Genomic DNA, 14352 nt, shown 5'->3' with positions numbered 1-14352 from the left:
CCCGCGGACCGGGCGTCGGGCGACGACGCTCAGCCACCGCTGGGCAGCGTGGCGAGCCAGTTGCGCAACAGCGCGGCACCGGTGTCGGCGGACTTCTCCGGATGGAACTGCGCCGCCGACAGCGGACCCCGCTCCACCGCGGCCACGAAATCCGTGTCGTGCCGGGCGGTGGTCACCACGGCACCGGCAGCGGCAAGCGCCGCCGGGTCGCCCATCGCGTACGAGTGCACGAAGTAGAACCGACTCCGCTCCGACAGCCCCGCGAAGAGCACCGACTCCGCAGGCGCCCGGACCGTGTTCCAGCCCATGTGCGGCAACCGGGTGGCGGCCAGCCGGGTCACCCCGCCGGGCAGCAACCCGAGCCCCTTGGTCACCACACCGTGCTCGTCACCATGCTCGAAGAGCACCTGCATGCCCACACAGATGCCGAGCACCGGCCGACCGGCGGCCACCCGCTCGGCGATCACCGGGCCGGCGCCGAGCGCCTCGATCCCGGCCATGCACGCGGCGTACGCGCCCACCCCCGGCACCACCAGACCATCGGCGTCCGCCGCGGCGGCCAGGTCGTCGGTCACCCGCACATCGGCACCGGCGGCGACCAACGCCCGCTCCGCCGAGCGCAGGTTGCCCGAACCGTAGTCGAGCACCACCACGGCGCTCACGCGTCGCCGCCCGGCAACAGCCACAGCACCCCACCGACAGTGGCGAGCACCGCGAGCAACGCGGTGACGAAAACCGCGCCCTTCGCCGCGCCCTGGCGGTACAGCGACCACGCGCCACCGACCAGCACCCCGGCCAGGATCAGCAGCAACGTCGGCAGCACGCCGCCCATCAGAGCCACCTTCCATTCGCGACTGCGGGGCTCCGCTGCGCTGCGCTCCTCGCGCTCATCAGAGCCACCTTCCATTCGCGACTGCGGGGCTCCGCTGCGCTGCGCTCCTCGCGCTCATCAGAGCGCGCCCTTCGTGCTGGGGATCGCGCCCGCCGCACGGGGATCGATCGCGGTGGCCTCGCGCAACGCCCGGGAGACCGCCTTGAACTGGGCCTCCACCACGTGGTGCGCGTCCGGGTGACCGCCCGGCCGGGCCGCCCGCAGCACGTCGACGTGCAACGTGACCCGGGCCGCCTGACCGAAGGACTCCCAGATGTGGCGGGTCATGCTCGTCGCGTACACCGGACCGATGTACGGGGCCAGCGCCGGCTCGTCGTGCACCACGTACGGCCGACCGGACAGATCCACCGCGGCCCGGACCAGCACCTCGTCCATCGGCACGGTCGCCGAACCGTACCGCCGGATGCCGGCCTTGTCGCCCAGCGCCTGGTCGAACGCGGCGCCCAGGGCGAGGGCGGTGTCCTCGATCGTGTGGTGCGCGTCGATCTCCAGGTCACCCACGGTGCGTACGGTCAGGTCGAAGCCACCGTGCCGGGCGATCTGGTGCAGCATGTGGTCGTAGAAGCCGACGCCGGTGCTGATCTCGGCGGTGCCGTTCCCGTCGAGGTCGATCTCGACGAGAACCTTGGTCTCCTTGGTGATCCGCTCCACCCGGGCGGTCCGACTCATCGCGAAATCTCCATTGCAGAAAGGAAGGCGTCGGTCTCGGCGGCGGTGCCGGCGGTCACCCGCAGCCAGCCCGGCAGGCCGACATCGCGGACCAGCACCCCCTGCGCCAGCAGGGCGCGCCAGACGGTGGTCTGGTCGCCGCCCACCTCGAAGAGCACGAAGTTGGCGTCGCTGTCGGCGACCCGCAACCCGCGCTCGCGCAGCGTCGCCACGATCCGGTCCCGCTGCACCATGATCGCGCTCACCGTACCGAGGAGGGTGTCGCGGTGGGCCACCGCCGCGCGGGCGGCGGCCTGGGTCAGCGCGGAGAGATGATACGGCAGTCGGACGAGTTGCACCGCCTGCACCACCGCCGGGTCGGCGGCCAAATAACCCAGCCGCCCGCCGGCGAAGCCGAACGCCTTGCTCATCGTCCGGGTGACCACCAACCGCGGGTGGCCGGGCAACACCGCGAGGGCGCTGACCGTCCCCGGTCGGGCGAACTCGGCGTACGCCTCGTCGACGACCACCATCCCGGGCGCGACGTCCAGCACCGCGGCGATCACCGCCGGGTCCAGGGCGGTGCCGGTGGGGTTGTTCGGCGAGCAGAGGAAGACCACGTCGGGTCGGTGCTCCCGGACCTGGGCGACCGCCTCCTCGACGGTCAGACCGAAGTCGACGCCGCGCCGCGCGGGCACCCACCGGGTGCCGGTGCCGAGGGCCAGCAGCGGGTGCATCGAGTACGCCGGAACGAAACCGAGCGCACTGCGCCCCGGCCCACCGAACGCCTGGAGCAGTTGCTGCTGGATCTCGTTGGAGCCGTTGGCCGCCCACACCTGCTCGACGGTGAGCCCGTGCCCGAGATATGCGGCCAGGTCGGCGCGGAGCGCCACCGCGTCCCGGTCCGGGTAGCGGTTGAGCTCACGCAGCTCGGCCGCGAGGGCCTTGCCGATGGCATCGACCACCGGCTCCGGCACCGGGTGGGAGTTCTCGTTGGTGTTGAGCCGCACCGGCACGTCCAGCTGCGGCGCGCCGTACGGCGACAGCCCCCGCAGGTCGTCGCGGATCGGCAGGTCCTCCAGGCTGGTGCGCTCGCTCACGCCGACCCTCCCGGGAAGCGGGCCTGGACCGCCTGGCCGTGCGCGGGCAGATCCTCCACCCCGGCGAGGGTGACCACGTGCGGGGCGACGTCGCGCAGCGCGTCCTCGGTGTATTCGATGAGGTGCACGCCGCGCAGGAAGGACTGCACCGACAACCCGGAGGAGTGCCGCGCGCAGCCGCCGGTGGGCAGCACGTGGTTGGACCCGGCGCAGTAGTCGCCGAGCGACACCGGCGACCAGGCGCCCACGAAGATCGCCCCCGCGTTGCGGACCCGCATCGCCCACTCGCGGGCGTCCACCGTCTGGATCTCCAGGTGCTCGGCCGCGTACGCGTCGACCACCCGCAGCCCCGCCTCCAGGTCGTCGACGAGGACCACGCCGCTCTGCTCGCCGGTCAGCGCCGTGGTGACCCGCTCGGTGTGTTTGGTCGCCGGCACCTGCCGGGCCAACTCCCGCTCGACCGCCTCGACGAGCGTCAGCGACGGGGTGACCAGCACGCTCGCGGCGAGCGGGTCGTGCTCGGCCTGACTGATCAGGTCGGCGGCGACGTGCGCCGGATCGGCCGTGTCGTCGGCCAGGATCGCGATCTCGGTCGGCCCGGCCTCGGCGTCGATGCCCACCACCCCGCGCAGCAGCCGCTTGGCGGCGGTCACCCAGATGTTGCCGGGGCCGGTGATCAGGTCGACCGGGTCGCACCGCTGCGCACCCGTCGGGTCGACCGCCGCGCCGTACGCCAGCATCGCCACCGCCTGGGCCCCGCCCACGGCGTACACCTCATCGACGCCGAGCAGCGCGCACGCGGCGAGCACCCGGGGGTCGGGCAGGCCGCCGTTGTCCTTCTGCGGCGGGCTGGCCACCACCAGCGACCGCACTCCGGCCGCCTGGGCGGGCACGACGTTCATCACCACCGTCGACGGGTACATCGCCAGGCCACCCGGCACGTAGAGGCCGACCCGGTCGACCGGCACCCACCGCTCGGTGACCGTGCCACCGGGCACCACCTGGGTGGTGTGGTCGGGGCGCCGCTGCTCGTCGTGCACCTTGCGAGCTCGGCTGATCGACTCCAGCAGGGCGGCGCGGACGGCCGGGTCGAGCACGCCCTCGGCCTCGGCGATCGCCTCGACCGGCACCCGCAGCACCTCCGGGGAGATGCCGTCGAACCGCTCGCTGGCCTCCCGGATCGCCGGGTATCCATGCTCGCGGACCGCCTCCACCAGAGGGCGGATCCGCTCGACGGCAACCGACACGTCGAGCTGGGCACGGGGCAGCAGGCGGCGCGGGTCACCGAGACCGTTGCGCAGGTCGATCCGATTCAGCACCCTTGCGAGTCTAGGCGGCCGGCGCGGAGTGCACCCGAGCCGCCCGTCCGCCGGGACGGTGAGCCGGGCCACGCCTGCGGAGGCGAGATTGGTTAGGCTCGACGATGTGACCGCACGGCTGCCGGTGTTCCCGCTCGCAACAGTGCTCTTTCCCGGGTTGGTGCTGCCGCTGCACATCTTCGAGGAGCGCTACCGGGCGCTTGTCCGCCACCTCGTCGACCTGCCCGAGGGCGCTCCGCGTGAGTTCGGCGTGGTGGCCATCCAGTCCGGTTGGGAGGTCGCGCCCGCCGGTCCCGGCGCCCGCGCGACGCCGAGCGGCGGCGAGGTCACCCTGCACGAGGTGGGCTGCACCGCCGAGCTGCGCCAGGTGACCGAGTTGGCCGACGGGGGCTTCGACATCGTCACGGTCGGCCGGCGTCGCTTCCGGATCGCCGAGGTCGACGACAGCGCCGCGCCCTACCTGACCGCCGACGTGGAGTGGCTGCCCGAGCCGGCCGGGCCGGACGAGGTGGCCGAGCTGCTGGCCGCCCGGGTGATCGCGGTCTTCCGGCAGTACCTCGGCCTGATCCGCTCCGACCCGGAGGAGATCTCCGAGCAACTGCCGGAGGACCCCACGGTGCTGTCCCACCTGGTGGCGGCGACCGCGGCGCTCACCGTCGACGACCGGCAGCGCCTGCTGGCGATCGACGACACCGCCGCCCGGCTCCGCGCCGAGCTGCGGCTGCTCAACCGCGAGGCGGCTCTGCTTCGTCAGGTGCGGGCGGTGCCGGTGCCGCTTGCGGAGTTGGCGTCCCCGCCGACACCCAACTGAGCCCCGCCGGGTCGGGCTCCGGGCGCAGCCCCGGCCACCGCGACCAGCCGGCCAGCAGGGTGTACATGACCGCGGCACCGAACGCTGGCAGCAGCAGGTTGCCGTGCGGCACCGGCAGCACGTCGAGCAGCCAGTCGACCCCACCGGCGCGCAGGTCGGCGGGTTTGGTGAAGGCCTGCCCGGCCGGGGCGGTGGCCAACAGCCGGTCGAAGGTCGCCAGGCCGACCCGTCGACCCACCTGCCAGGCCACCGGTGCGGCGACCAACGCGCCGAGCACCGCGGCGAGCAGCCCGACCGGGCCGCGCCGCCGCCGCAGCACGAACCACAGGGCAACCGCCACCAGCAGCCCGAAGCCGAGCCCGAGCAGGCTGAACCACCCGTCCGCGGCGATCGGCTGCTCCGGCTGCGGGTCGGCGTAGATCGCCCCCTCGGCGGTCTTGAGCACCGGGGTGTCCGGCGCGAGCACGGCCCAGAGCAGCCCGAACGGCACACCCAGCACAGCCAGCGCGAGCACGGCGCCCAGCACCGTCGCCACGGTGCGCAGCGGACGGCGCGGCTCGTCGAAGCTCAGCTCCAGAGAGCTCTGGTACGCCGCCGAAGAAGCAGCGTCACCCACGCCGAGCCCGGCCTGCTCGCCGATCGGCGGCTGCTCGCCAGCCAAGGCGTGGTCGCCAACCGAAGCCTGGTCGGTGGCGGGTGGCTGCTCGCCGGGTGACGGTGTCGCGCCCGGCGCTCGGGGCGGCGTGGATTGGTCGGGCTCGTCGACGGGCCGCTCACGGTCGGGGTTGTCCGGGCTCACCCGATGATCCTCTCAGGCCCGGTGCGGGGCCGGGGTGCCGGTGGCGGCAGACCCACTCACCGGGCGAACGGCTCCACCATCATCGCCGCCGCGTGCAGCCACGCCTGCCGGGTCTCCGGCTGCAGTTGGTGGTACTCGATCGACGAACCAGTCTCCAGCGCCGCGTCGTACGGCACCACGGCCACGCCACGGGTACGGGTGGCGAAGTGCCGCTCCAGGTCGTCCTGCAAGGGCGAGCGGCCCGGGGTCGGGCAGGAGATGAGGGTGATCGCGTTGTCCGCCAGCTCGCCCATGCCCTCCTCGTGCAGCAGGTCGAGCATCCAGTCCGCGCTGAACGCGGCGTCCTCCCGGGGCACGGTGGTCACCACCAGCTGGTCCGCGGCCTGCATCACCGTGCGCCAGTTGGGGCTCTCCACGTTGTTGCCGGTGTCTACGCACACCACGTCGTGGGTACGCCGCAGCAGCTCCAGCACGCGTCGCACGGTGAACTGGTCCAGTCGTTGGGCGAAGCGCGGGCTCTCCTCGCCGGCCAGCACGTCGTACGAGCCGTCGGAGGCGTGCCGCAGGTAGTCGTCCAGCCGACCCAGCAGGGTCGAGCCCTCGAGGATCTCGATCTGGGCCAGGTCGCTGATCAGGTGCCGGATCGTCCGGGCGTGCCGGGCGCTGCCGGCGCGCAGCCCGAGGGTGCCGCGCAGCTCGTTGTCGTCCCAGGCCAGTACGCCCTGCCCCCGCACGCTGCCGACGGTGGCCGCGGCGAGCACGGTGGCGGTGGTCTTGTGCACCCCGCCCTTGGGGTTGGCGAAGGCGAACACCCGGGGTGTGCCCAGGTCTCGGCGGAGCACCCCGTTGGCCCGCTCCTGCTCCGGGTCGACGCCCTGGGGGCGCCACTCGACACGGGCCGGATAGCCGCGTTCGGCGATCGCCGAGCCGGCCGCCGGGGTGGGTGGCGGCACGATCGGCGCGGCGGGTGCGGGCGCGACCGGTGGGGGTGGTGGCGCGGTCACCGGGTAACCGGTCTCCGGCTGGTAGCCGGTCTCCAGCAGCGCGTACCGCGACTCGGCCGGTGGGTCGCCCTGCCGGTAGCCGTTGTCCAGCAGCGCGTAGCGGGACTGGGCCGGGTCGGCGGTGCCGGGCGGCGTCTCGGGTTCGGCCCGGTACGTCGGCTCCGCCGGGTAGCCCGGCTCGGCCCGGTAGCCCGGCTCGGCCCGGTAATCCGGCTCGGCCCGGTAACCCGGCTCGGCCCGATAGTCCGGCTCGGCCCGATAGTCCGGCTCAGTTTGGTAGCCCGGCTCAGCCCGGTAGCCCGGCTCGACCTGATAGCCCGGCTCGGCCCGGTAACCCGGCTCCGCCCGATAGCCCGGCTCAGTTTGGTAGCCCGGCTCGGCCCGGTAGTCCGGCTCGACGCGATAGGCCGGCTCGGCGCGATAGGCCGGCTCGGCCCGGTACGCGGGCTCGGCCCGGTACGCCGGTTCCGACCGGTACGCCGGCTCGGCTCGGTAGTCCGGCTCGGCCCCGTAGCCGGGATCCGCCCGGTACGCCGGCTCGGCCCGGTACGCGGGGTCGACGCGGTAGGTCGCCTCGGCCCGGTAGGCCGGGTCCGCGCCGTACGACAACTCGGCCGGCTGCCCGACGGCGGGTGCCCGCCCGGCGTACCCGTTCGGGGCCGCGCGTCGGGGCAGCGGATCCGGCGGCGCCTCGTCGGCCCGCCGCTCCGGCTCGGTCTGCTCCGCGCCGCGACCGCCCAGCCGGGCGCGGTCCAACAACGCGCGCCACCGCGGCGCTGGTTCGGCCGGCCGGCCCCAGCCGGTCTCACTGCCCTCCACGGCCCGCCCTCCCAGCGCCATCGATCTCCGTCTGACAGGCTACGAAGCAAACCCTATTCGGACCACACCTCAGAACGCACACCAGCCGACGCACATCACGACGACGTCGGCGTCGGCGGCTCGACGACTGTGGTGTCCGGCGAGGTGGTGGCGCTCGACGGCGCTGTCTCGGTGGGTTCCGCCGACGACGGCGCGGGTAACGGAATCGTCACGACCGGTGCGGGTTCCGACGATTCGCCCATCGACGCCGAGGGCACCGCCGGGTCCGGCGCCGGCTCGGTCCGCCGCGTCGGAGTCGGTTCGGCGCTCGGGCCGGTGTCGGCCGGCGGGCGTACCACGTCACGCTGCTCGGGCAGGGGCGGTAGGAAGACCGTGCGGTCCAGCCGGTACACCTCGGGGGCGGGGTCGACCGCCCGCACGTCCGGGCGGGCCGCCATGCCCCGCAACACCACCGGCGTCGCGCGGACCACCGCCGCGTAGACGCAGGCACAGCCGGTGCGGTACGCGGCCGCCTCGGCGGTCGCCACCTCGGCGCCGCTGGCGTAACGGGCACGCAACTCCCGCTCGTCCGCACCCTCGCCGTCGACCGCGGCGGCCCGGGCCCGGTAGTCGGCGGCTTCGGTGTCCTTGCGGGCCGCCACCTGGTCCATCCCGGCGACCACGTCGTCCGGCACCCGCAGCGCGGGAATCTTGACGATCTCGGTCTGTCGCCCGGGCAGCGGGACCCGCCCGAAGACCGCCGAGACCGGCACGTCGCCGAGCACCGTCGCCAGGCGCTGCGGCGGCAGGTACGCGACGAGCGTGACAAGCGCGTAGGTCCCGTCCTCGGCGGCCGGGGTCGACTCGGGCAGCGCGGCCAGGTCGGCGGCGGCGGACCGCAGGTAGCCGGGCACGGAGTCGCCGTCGGAGACGCCGACCCGGGTCACCTCGCCCACCGTCCGGTCACCGACCGGAGTCTCGTCGGCGGCCCAGAGCGCGGTCCCCAGCACCGCCGCCGCGGACAACGCGGCCGCCCAGGTGAGCACCCCGGACCGCGCCGACCGGTCGCCCAGCCGGGCCACGGCCCGGGTCAGCGGCGGCAGCAACCGTTGGTCCAGCTGCCGCAGCAGGTTGCCGGCGCGCACGGGCGGGATCCCCTCGTCGGATCGGTGTCGGGCGGCCGCCGCTCAGTCACGCAGGATCTGGAGCGCGCGGTCCAGGTCGTCAGGGTAGTCGCTGACGAACCGGACCTCGTCCCCCGTTCGGGGGTGCAGGAAGCTCAGTTCGCGGGCGTGCAGCCACTGTCGGGCCAGGCCGAGACGGGCCGAGAGGGTGGGATCGGCACCGTAGGTGAGGTCACCCACGCACGGGTGCCGCATGGTGGAGAAGTGCACCCGGATCTGGTGGGTCCGCCCGGTCTCCAGGCGGACGTCGACCAGGCTGGCCGCCGGGAACGCCTCCAGGGTGTCGTAGTGGGTGATGCTCGGTTTGCCGCCGGAGACCACCGCCCAGCGGTAGTCGTGGGTGGGGTGCCTGTCGATCGGCGCGTCGACGGTGCCGCGCAGCGGGTCCAGGTGACCCTGCACCACCGCGTGGTAGCCCTTGTCCACCTCGCGGTACTTGAAGGCCCGCTTCAACGCCGTGTACGCCTGCTCGCTCTTGGCCACCGCCATGATCCCGGTGGTGCCCACGTCGAGCCGGTGCACCACGCCCTGCCGCTCGGCCGCGCCACTTGTGGAGATGCGGTGCCCGATCGCGGCGAGCGCACCGATCACCGTCGGGCCGGTCCATCCGGGGCTGGGATGTGCGGCGACCCCCACCGGCTTGTCCACCACCACGATGTCGTCGTCGGCGTAGACCACCCGCAGGCCGGGCACCGCCTGCGGCACCACGGTCGGCGGTGCGACCGGGGCGGGCAGCGTGACCTCCAGCCAGGAGCCGGCCTTGACCTTGTGCGAGTTGGCTCGGGAGGTGCCGTCGACAAGTGCGTCCCCGGCGTCGACCAGGGCCGCGGCGGCGGTGCGGGAGAGCCCGAACAGACGGGCCACCGCCTGGTCCAGTCGCATGCCGTCGAGGCCGTCCGGGACGGGGAGGGAACGGTGGTCGCCGCCAGCGGCGAACGCGGAGGTCATGCCCGCTCCCGCTGGTCGGTGCCCTGCACGGCGTCCGTCTCGGCCGGGTCGCCGTCGCGGCCGGCCCGCCCGCCGTCACGCTGGCGGCCGGTCAGCTCCAGCAGCACGGCCAGCAGCACACCGCAGACCAGCGAGCTGTCGGCCAGGTTGAACACCGGCCAGACCTGGCCGTACGGGTCGAACAGGCTGATCATGTCGACCACGTGGCCGTGGAAGGGCGCGGGGGCCCGGAAGATCCGGTCGACGAGGTTGCCCAGCGCGCCGCCCAACACCAGGCCGAGGCAGATCGCCCAGGGCAGTGAGCGCAGCCGCAGGGCCATCCAGACGATCCAGCCGACCACACCGATGGTGATCAGCGGGAAGACCCAGGTGTGGTCGGCGCCGATGCTCCAGGCGGCGCCGCTGTTGCGGGTCAGACTCAGATAGACGGTCCCGCCGAGCAACCGGACCGGTTCCCGGTCGGTCAACGCGGCCAGCGCGAGGTGCTTGGTGACCAGGTCGGCCAGCAGGGCCACCAGGGCGACTCCGGCGAGAATCGCGACGGCCCGGGAGCGGCGGGTGCCGCCGCCCGGGTCGGTGCGGCCGGGTTCGGCGGACGGTGCTGCGGTCATGCGCTCCCCATCGAGGTGTCTCGGCGGTGATCGCTCACCGTCTCATCGCCGCCGGGGAACGGACCTCAGCGCCGCTCCTCCAGCTGCTTGCACGTCACACACTGGGTGGCCGACGGGAAGGCGGCGAGGCGCTCGACCGGGATCGGGTTGCCGCACCGCTCGCACCAGCCGTAACCACCCTCGTCGAGACGCTCCAGAGCGCGCTCGACCTGTGTGGTTCGTTCCAGGATGCTGTTGGCGAGAGAGATCTCCTGCTCCCGCTCGAGCGTCTTGGTGCCCGTGTCGGCCTGGTCGTCCCCGGCCGAGTCGGTCAGCCGATCGCGCTGCAGCTCGGTGATCTCACTCAGCGTCTGATCGTACTCGGCGCGAAGCTCGTCCCGCCGCGCCGCCAGCGCCGCCCGGATCTTCTCGGTCTCCGCCGTGCTGCGGGTGGCCTTCGCCACCGGCTTGCGCCCGGCGGTCCTGGTGTCGGCTGGCTTCGCCATGGGTCGCTCCCTCGGCCGGGGAGCCGCGTGTCCGCGGCGCCTGGTCAGGGGCGCCGACCACGGCGTCCCCTAAAATTGGACGAAAAGGGGCACACGGCAACGATGGCCGCGTACTCCGGAGGTTGGCAAGAATACGGAACGTACAGGCGTCCGACAACGTGCCGCACCGTCGCACCGCTCAACTACCCCTAGCCCTGCCTAACTAGGGCAAAGGGAACGCTAGCAGGTCAACCGACCGCCTCATCCCCGTACTCGCCAAACCATCGGGCCAGGCGACCCCGCCGGCTGACCGCCCGCAGCCGCCGTTCGGCGGCGTCGCGCACCCCTGCGGTCGCCACGATCAGCAGACTGTCGCCGGTCTTCAGCCGGGTGCCCGGCGTGGGCACGAAACCCACCCCGTCGCGCAGCACCAGGGTGACCGACGCGCCCAGCGGAAGCCGCAACTCGTCGACGTGCACGCCCGCCAACCGCGAACCCGGCGGCACCTCCAACTGCAGCAGGTCCGCCCGCATCCGCTCCAGTGGCGCGGTCTCCAGGTGGATCTCGGTGGCCTCGGCCGGCGCGGTCACCCGCAACCGGCGGGCGAACGGCCCGAGTGTCCCGGTCTGCACCAGCGTGAAGATCACCACCAGCACGAAGACCACGTCGAAGAGGCGTTCCGCCCCGGGCACCCGCTCGGAGAGCGGAATGGTGGCCAACACGATCGGCACCGCCCCGCGCAGCCCCGCCCAGGACAGGAACGCCTGTTCGCGGAGGTCGACCCGGAACGGCAGCGCCGAGACGGCCACCGACAGCGGGCGGGCCAACAGCACCAGGGCCAGCCCCGCGACCACCGCGGGCAACACCGCCGCGTCCAGCCGGCCCGGCGAGGCCAGCAGCCCGAGTAGCACGAACAACCCGATCTGGGCGAGCCACGCCAGCCCGTCGGCGAAGCCGAGGATCGCCTGCCGATGGGACAACCGGGCGTTGCCCAGCAGCACCCCGGCCACGTAGACGGCGAGGAACCCGGAGGCGTGCAACACCGCCCCCGCGGCGTACGCCAGCACGGTGATGCCCACCGCGGCGATCGGATAGAGCCCGGCCGAGGGCAGCGCGGCCCGGCGCAGCGCCCAGGTGCCGGCGACGCCCGCACCCAGCCCCACCGCCGCGCCGACGCCCAACTCGTAACAGACCAGCCCGACCTCGTACCACCACGGGTGCGACCAGCCCTGGTGCGACAGCAGCACCACCAGCAGCACCACCGGGGCGTCGTTCATGCCCGACTCGGCCTCCAGGGTCGCCACCAGCCGGGGTGGCAGCCGCAGCCGGCGCAGGGTGGCGAACACGGCCGCCGCGTCGGTGGACGAGAGCACCGCGCCGTAGAGCAGCGCCAACCGCCAGTCCAGCCCCAGCAACAGGTGCACGGCGACGCCAACCACCACGATGCTCACGACCACGCCGAGTGTGGAGAGGGCGGACGCCAGCCCGAGCACCGGGCGCAGCGTGGTCCACCGGGCGGTCAGGCCACCCTCCGCGATGATCACGATCAGTGCGCAGAAGCCGAGGGTACGGGTCAACTCGACGTCGTCGAAGCGGATGCCCAGCCCGCTCTCGCCGATCGCGACGCCCAGCGCCAGGTAGACCAGCAGGCTGGGCACACCCAGCCGGGTGGAGAGGCGCACCGCGCCGACGGCCACCAGCAGCACCGCCGCACCCAGCAGCAGCGCGATATCAAACTCGGGCGTCACGGCTGCCCGGCCTGGACGTTCCTCACTCGGCGGATCCGTCGCGCAGTCGGCGCAGCACCTCGGGAAGCTCGGGGCTGGGCCGATCGACGAGGAAGAGCTTGTCCCGACTGGCCGCGCCGGCGCGCAGGGTGACCGCGGCCCGTCGCACGCCCAGGGCAGCCGCCAGGGCCCGCCGGGCCGCCTCGGTCGCCCGACCGTCGACGGCCGGATCGTGTACCGCGATCACGAGGGCGGGACCGTGCGGGCCATCGAAGCGGCCGCCCACCCGGTCGGCGGAGGCGGCGGGCTTCACCCGTACCGCCACGGTGAGCGTGTCCTGTGCGGGCACCGGCACCGCTTCAGATCGGCCGGACGTCGGCAAGCAGGGCGGTGGCCGGCGCGCAGGAGGCGCACGGGGTGAAGCCGAGCTCGGCGGCCTCGGCGACCGGCAGCGTCTCGGGCACCCAGCCCACCAGATGTGGGCAGCTGTCGAGGTGGTAGCGGGGGTGGCCGTCCACCACCTGGACGGCGTCGGACAGTCGTGCCACCCGGGCCGCCTCGGCGGGGGTGACCAACTGCTCGGCCGGCTCGTCGGCGGCCGGGGCGCCGTGGCCCAACTCGTCGTCGGTCGACGTCGCCACCGACGACGCCGGGCTGACCGGCCTGGCCGCGGGGGGCACGTCGTCGGCCGACGTCCCGAGCGGCGCCCCCGCGTCGTACGGGGACGCAGCGTCGACCCGTGGGTCGAACGGGGACGCAGCGTCGACCCGTGGGTCGAGGCTCGGCGCATCGTCGGCGGGTGCGGTGTGGTCGACCGGCGGCGCGGGTGGTTGCCGCCACCCGGTGCCGCCGGTCCCCACCGTCGTGGGCACGTGCTGGACCGGCACCTCCGGCTCGACCAACGGCGGCCCGTACGCGACACCCGGGCTGGCCTGGCTGGCCGTGCGGGGTGCGTCGGGGTGCCGCCGGTCGGGCCGGCCGGGATCCGCCGTGGCGCGGTTGGCGGCTGCCTGGCGGGCGCCCACCACCAATGCCACGGCGGCCAGCAGACTGGCCGCGATAGAGATGATCAACAGAACACTGGAGCCACCGGCCAGGCCGAGCACCAGGAGCACCACCGCGACGAGGATGAGCAGGAGACTTGCGACAATCACGGCTCACCCCCGCCGCGTCGTACCGTCCAGACAGGGCCGGCGACCGTCACCATGTGCGGTTAGCGATCGCCGGCCGGCGCTCAGCGTCCGGCTTCGAGGGCGCCGGAACGCCCGCCGCCGCCGTACGAACCGGCGAGACCCGCAGCGGCCAGCCCGTTGCCGCCGGCGACCCGGCCTGCCTCGGAGCGGGTCATCTCGGCCTCCAGGCCCTGGCCACGACCGTCGAGGTCGCGCAGCTGGCTCTCCAGGTACGCCTTGAGCCGCGTGCGGTACTCACGCTCGAACTGCTTGAGCTCCTCGATGTGCTTCTGCAGGGCCGTGCGCTTGGCGTCCAGGCCGCCCATGGCCTCCTGGTGCCGCTGGCGGGCGTCCCGCTCCAGGGCGTCGGCCTTCGCGCGCGCCTCGCGGGTCACCTCCTCGGCCTTGCCACGGGCCTCGGACAGCAGCTGGTCGGCCTCGCGGCGCGCGTCGGACACGTGGTCGTCGGCGGTGCGCTGGGCCATCATCAGCACGCGCAGGGCCTGCTGCTCACCGTCACCGGTGACGCCGCCGGCCGGGCCGCCGGTCGCGCGGACCTGCTCCAGCTCGGCCTGCATCGCGCGGGCGGCCTGCTCGGCTGCCGACTTGTCGCGCTGCACCCGGTCCAGTTGGGCCTTGACGTCGTTGAGCTCCGCCGCCAGTCGGGCGTCGCCGCCGGGGCCGGCGGGGGCGCCGCCACGGCCGCCGCGCTCCACCTGGGCGCGCAGCTCGTTGTTTTCCTCGATGAGACGGGCGAGCTCGCGCTCGACCTCGTCCAGGAAGGCGTCGACCTCCTCCTCGTCATACCCCCGCTTGCCGATCGGCGGCTTTTTGAAGGCGACGTTGTGGACGTCGGCCGGGGTCAGCGGCATCGA

At 73.8% G+C, this 14352-nt stretch carries 15 protein-coding genes and 2 pseudogenes; 1 reads left to right on the top strand and 16 read right to left on the bottom strand.

The features are described 5' to 3' along the window. Positions 1 to 29: 29 nt before the first annotated feature. From hisH to hisD, 5 genes are all read right to left on the bottom strand, one after another. Positions 30 to 662, bottom strand: a complete 633-nt coding sequence (gene hisH / locus AB0B57_RS15810; protein WP_357069583.1) for an imidazole glycerol phosphate synthase subunit HisH — start codon at positions 660 to 662, stop codon at positions 30 to 32. Then, positions 659 to 832 (bottom strand): hypothetical protein, encoded by a 174-nt coding sequence (locus AB0B57_RS15805; protein WP_357069581.1) that lies wholly within the window; start codon positions 830 to 832, stop codon positions 659 to 661. Before AB0B57_RS15805 ends, hisH begins: the two co-directional genes overlap by 4 nt. 117 nt (positions 833 to 949) lie before the next feature. Then, positions 950 to 1561 carry an imidazoleglycerol-phosphate dehydratase HisB gene (hisB, locus tag AB0B57_RS15800; protein ID WP_357069579.1) on the bottom strand — a complete coding sequence of 204 codons (612 nt, stop codon included), beginning with the start codon at positions 1559 to 1561 and terminating at the stop codon, positions 950 to 952. Next, complete coding sequence (locus tag AB0B57_RS15795) at positions 1558 to 2640, bottom strand: histidinol-phosphate transaminase (protein WP_357069577.1); 1083 nt, start codon at positions 2638 to 2640, stop codon at positions 1558 to 1560. Before AB0B57_RS15795 ends, hisB begins: the two co-directional genes overlap by 4 nt. Then, positions 2637 to 3959: a histidinol dehydrogenase gene (gene hisD / locus AB0B57_RS15790; RefSeq protein ID WP_357069575.1), complete on the bottom strand. Its 1323-nt coding sequence runs from the start codon at positions 3957 to 3959 to the stop codon at positions 2637 to 2639. The genes AB0B57_RS15795 and hisD overlap by 4 nt, the downstream gene beginning before the upstream one ends. A gap of 106 nt (positions 3960 to 4065) precedes the next feature. Here hisD and AB0B57_RS15785 point away from each other — a divergent pair, with 106 nt between their 5' ends. After that, positions 4066 to 4770: an LON peptidase substrate-binding domain-containing protein gene (locus tag AB0B57_RS15785; RefSeq protein ID WP_357069573.1), complete on the top strand. Its 705-nt coding sequence runs from the start codon at positions 4066 to 4068 to the stop codon at positions 4768 to 4770. Here AB0B57_RS15785 and AB0B57_RS15780 read toward each other — a convergent pair. From AB0B57_RS15780 to AB0B57_RS15730, 11 genes and pseudogenes are all read right to left on the bottom strand, one after another. Next, positions 4685 to 5569 (bottom strand): DUF2567 domain-containing protein, encoded by an 885-nt coding sequence (locus tag AB0B57_RS15780; RefSeq protein ID WP_357069571.1) that lies wholly within the window; start codon positions 5567 to 5569, stop codon positions 4685 to 4687. The two genes, AB0B57_RS15785 and AB0B57_RS15780, sit on opposite strands and share 86 nt — an antisense overlap. A gap of 56 nt (positions 5570 to 5625) precedes the next feature. Further along, complete coding sequence (locus tag AB0B57_RS15775; protein WP_357069569.1) at positions 5626 to 7413, bottom strand: ATPase; 1788 nt, start codon at positions 7411 to 7413, stop codon at positions 5626 to 5628. 74 nt (positions 7414 to 7487) lie between these two features. Further along, positions 7488 to 8516 (bottom strand): hypothetical protein, encoded by a 1029-nt coding sequence (locus AB0B57_RS15770; protein ID WP_357069567.1) that lies wholly within the window; start codon positions 8514 to 8516, stop codon positions 7488 to 7490. A 42-nt stretch (positions 8517 to 8558) separates the two neighbouring features. Further along, complete coding sequence (locus AB0B57_RS15765) at positions 8559 to 9503, bottom strand: RluA family pseudouridine synthase (RefSeq protein ID WP_357069565.1); 945 nt, start codon at positions 9501 to 9503, stop codon at positions 8559 to 8561. After that, on the bottom strand, positions 9500 to 10114 hold the full coding sequence (gene lspA / locus AB0B57_RS15760; protein ID WP_357069563.1) for a signal peptidase II: 615 nt from the start codon (positions 10112 to 10114) through the stop codon (positions 9500 to 9502). The genes AB0B57_RS15765 and lspA overlap by 4 nt, the downstream gene beginning before the upstream one ends. Positions 10115 to 10179: 65 nt before the next feature. Continuing rightward, positions 10180 to 10599, bottom strand: a complete 420-nt coding sequence (locus AB0B57_RS15755) for a TraR/DksA C4-type zinc finger protein (protein WP_357069561.1) — start codon at positions 10597 to 10599, stop codon at positions 10180 to 10182. A 227-nt stretch (positions 10600 to 10826) separates the two neighbouring features. Beyond that, on the bottom strand, positions 10827 to 12326 hold the full coding sequence (locus AB0B57_RS15750; protein ID WP_357069559.1) for a potassium/proton antiporter: 1500 nt from the start codon (positions 12324 to 12326) through the stop codon (positions 10827 to 10829). Between the two features lie 22 nt (positions 12327 to 12348). Next, positions 12349 to 12654, bottom strand: coding sequence for a DUF167 domain-containing protein (locus AB0B57_RS15745; protein ID WP_357069557.1), 306 nt, complete (start codon positions 12652 to 12654; stop codon positions 12349 to 12351). A 10-nt stretch (positions 12655 to 12664) separates the two neighbouring features. Continuing rightward, positions 12665 to 12910: pseudogene (locus tag AB0B57_RS15740) on the bottom strand (hypothetical protein); the annotation flags it as partial. A 150-nt stretch (positions 12911 to 13060) separates the two neighbouring features. Then, positions 13061 to 13459 (bottom strand): annotated as a pseudogene (locus AB0B57_RS15735) (hypothetical protein); the annotation flags it as partial. 80 nt (positions 13460 to 13539) lie between these two features. After that, positions 13540 to 14349, bottom strand: coding sequence for a DivIVA domain-containing protein (locus tag AB0B57_RS15730; RefSeq protein ID WP_124820047.1), 810 nt, complete (start codon positions 14347 to 14349; stop codon positions 13540 to 13542). Positions 14350 to 14352: the final 3 nt, after the last annotated feature.

This window comes from Micromonospora sp. NPDC049101, from assembly GCF_040648675.1.
GTDB lineage: Bacteria > Actinomycetota > Actinomycetes > Mycobacteriales > Micromonosporaceae > Micromonospora.
This window is presented reverse-complemented; position numbering and strand designations above follow the sequence as displayed.

What these genes read in the sequence shown, in the direction of transcription:
- AB0B57_RS15805 (WP_357069581.1), bottom strand. Translation starts at nt 832, where the DNA reads ATGGGCGGCGTGCTGCCGACGTTGCTGCTGATCCTGGCCGGGGTGCTG.
- hisB (WP_357069579.1), bottom strand. Translation starts at nt 1,561, where the DNA reads ATGAGTCGGACCGCCCGGGTGGAGCGGATCACCAAGGAGACCAAGGTT.
- AB0B57_RS15775 (WP_357069569.1), bottom strand. Translation starts at nt 7,413, where the DNA reads ATGGCGCTGGGAGGGCGGGCCGTGGAGGGCAGTGAGACCGGCTGGGGC.
- AB0B57_RS15765 (WP_357069565.1), bottom strand. Translation starts at nt 9,503, where the DNA reads ATGACCTCCGCGTTCGCCGCTGGCGGCGACCACCGTTCCCTCCCCGTC.
- lspA (WP_357069563.1), bottom strand. Translation starts at nt 10,114, where the DNA reads ATGACCGCAGCACCGTCCGCCGAACCCGGCCGCACCGACCCGGGCGGC.
- AB0B57_RS15755 (WP_357069561.1), bottom strand. Translation starts at nt 10,599, where the DNA reads ATGGCGAAGCCAGCCGACACCAGGACCGCCGGGCGCAAGCCGGTGGCG.
- AB0B57_RS15730 (WP_124820047.1), bottom strand. Translation starts at nt 14,349, where the DNA reads ATGCCGCTGACCCCGGCCGACGTCCACAACGTCGCCTTCAAAAAGCCG.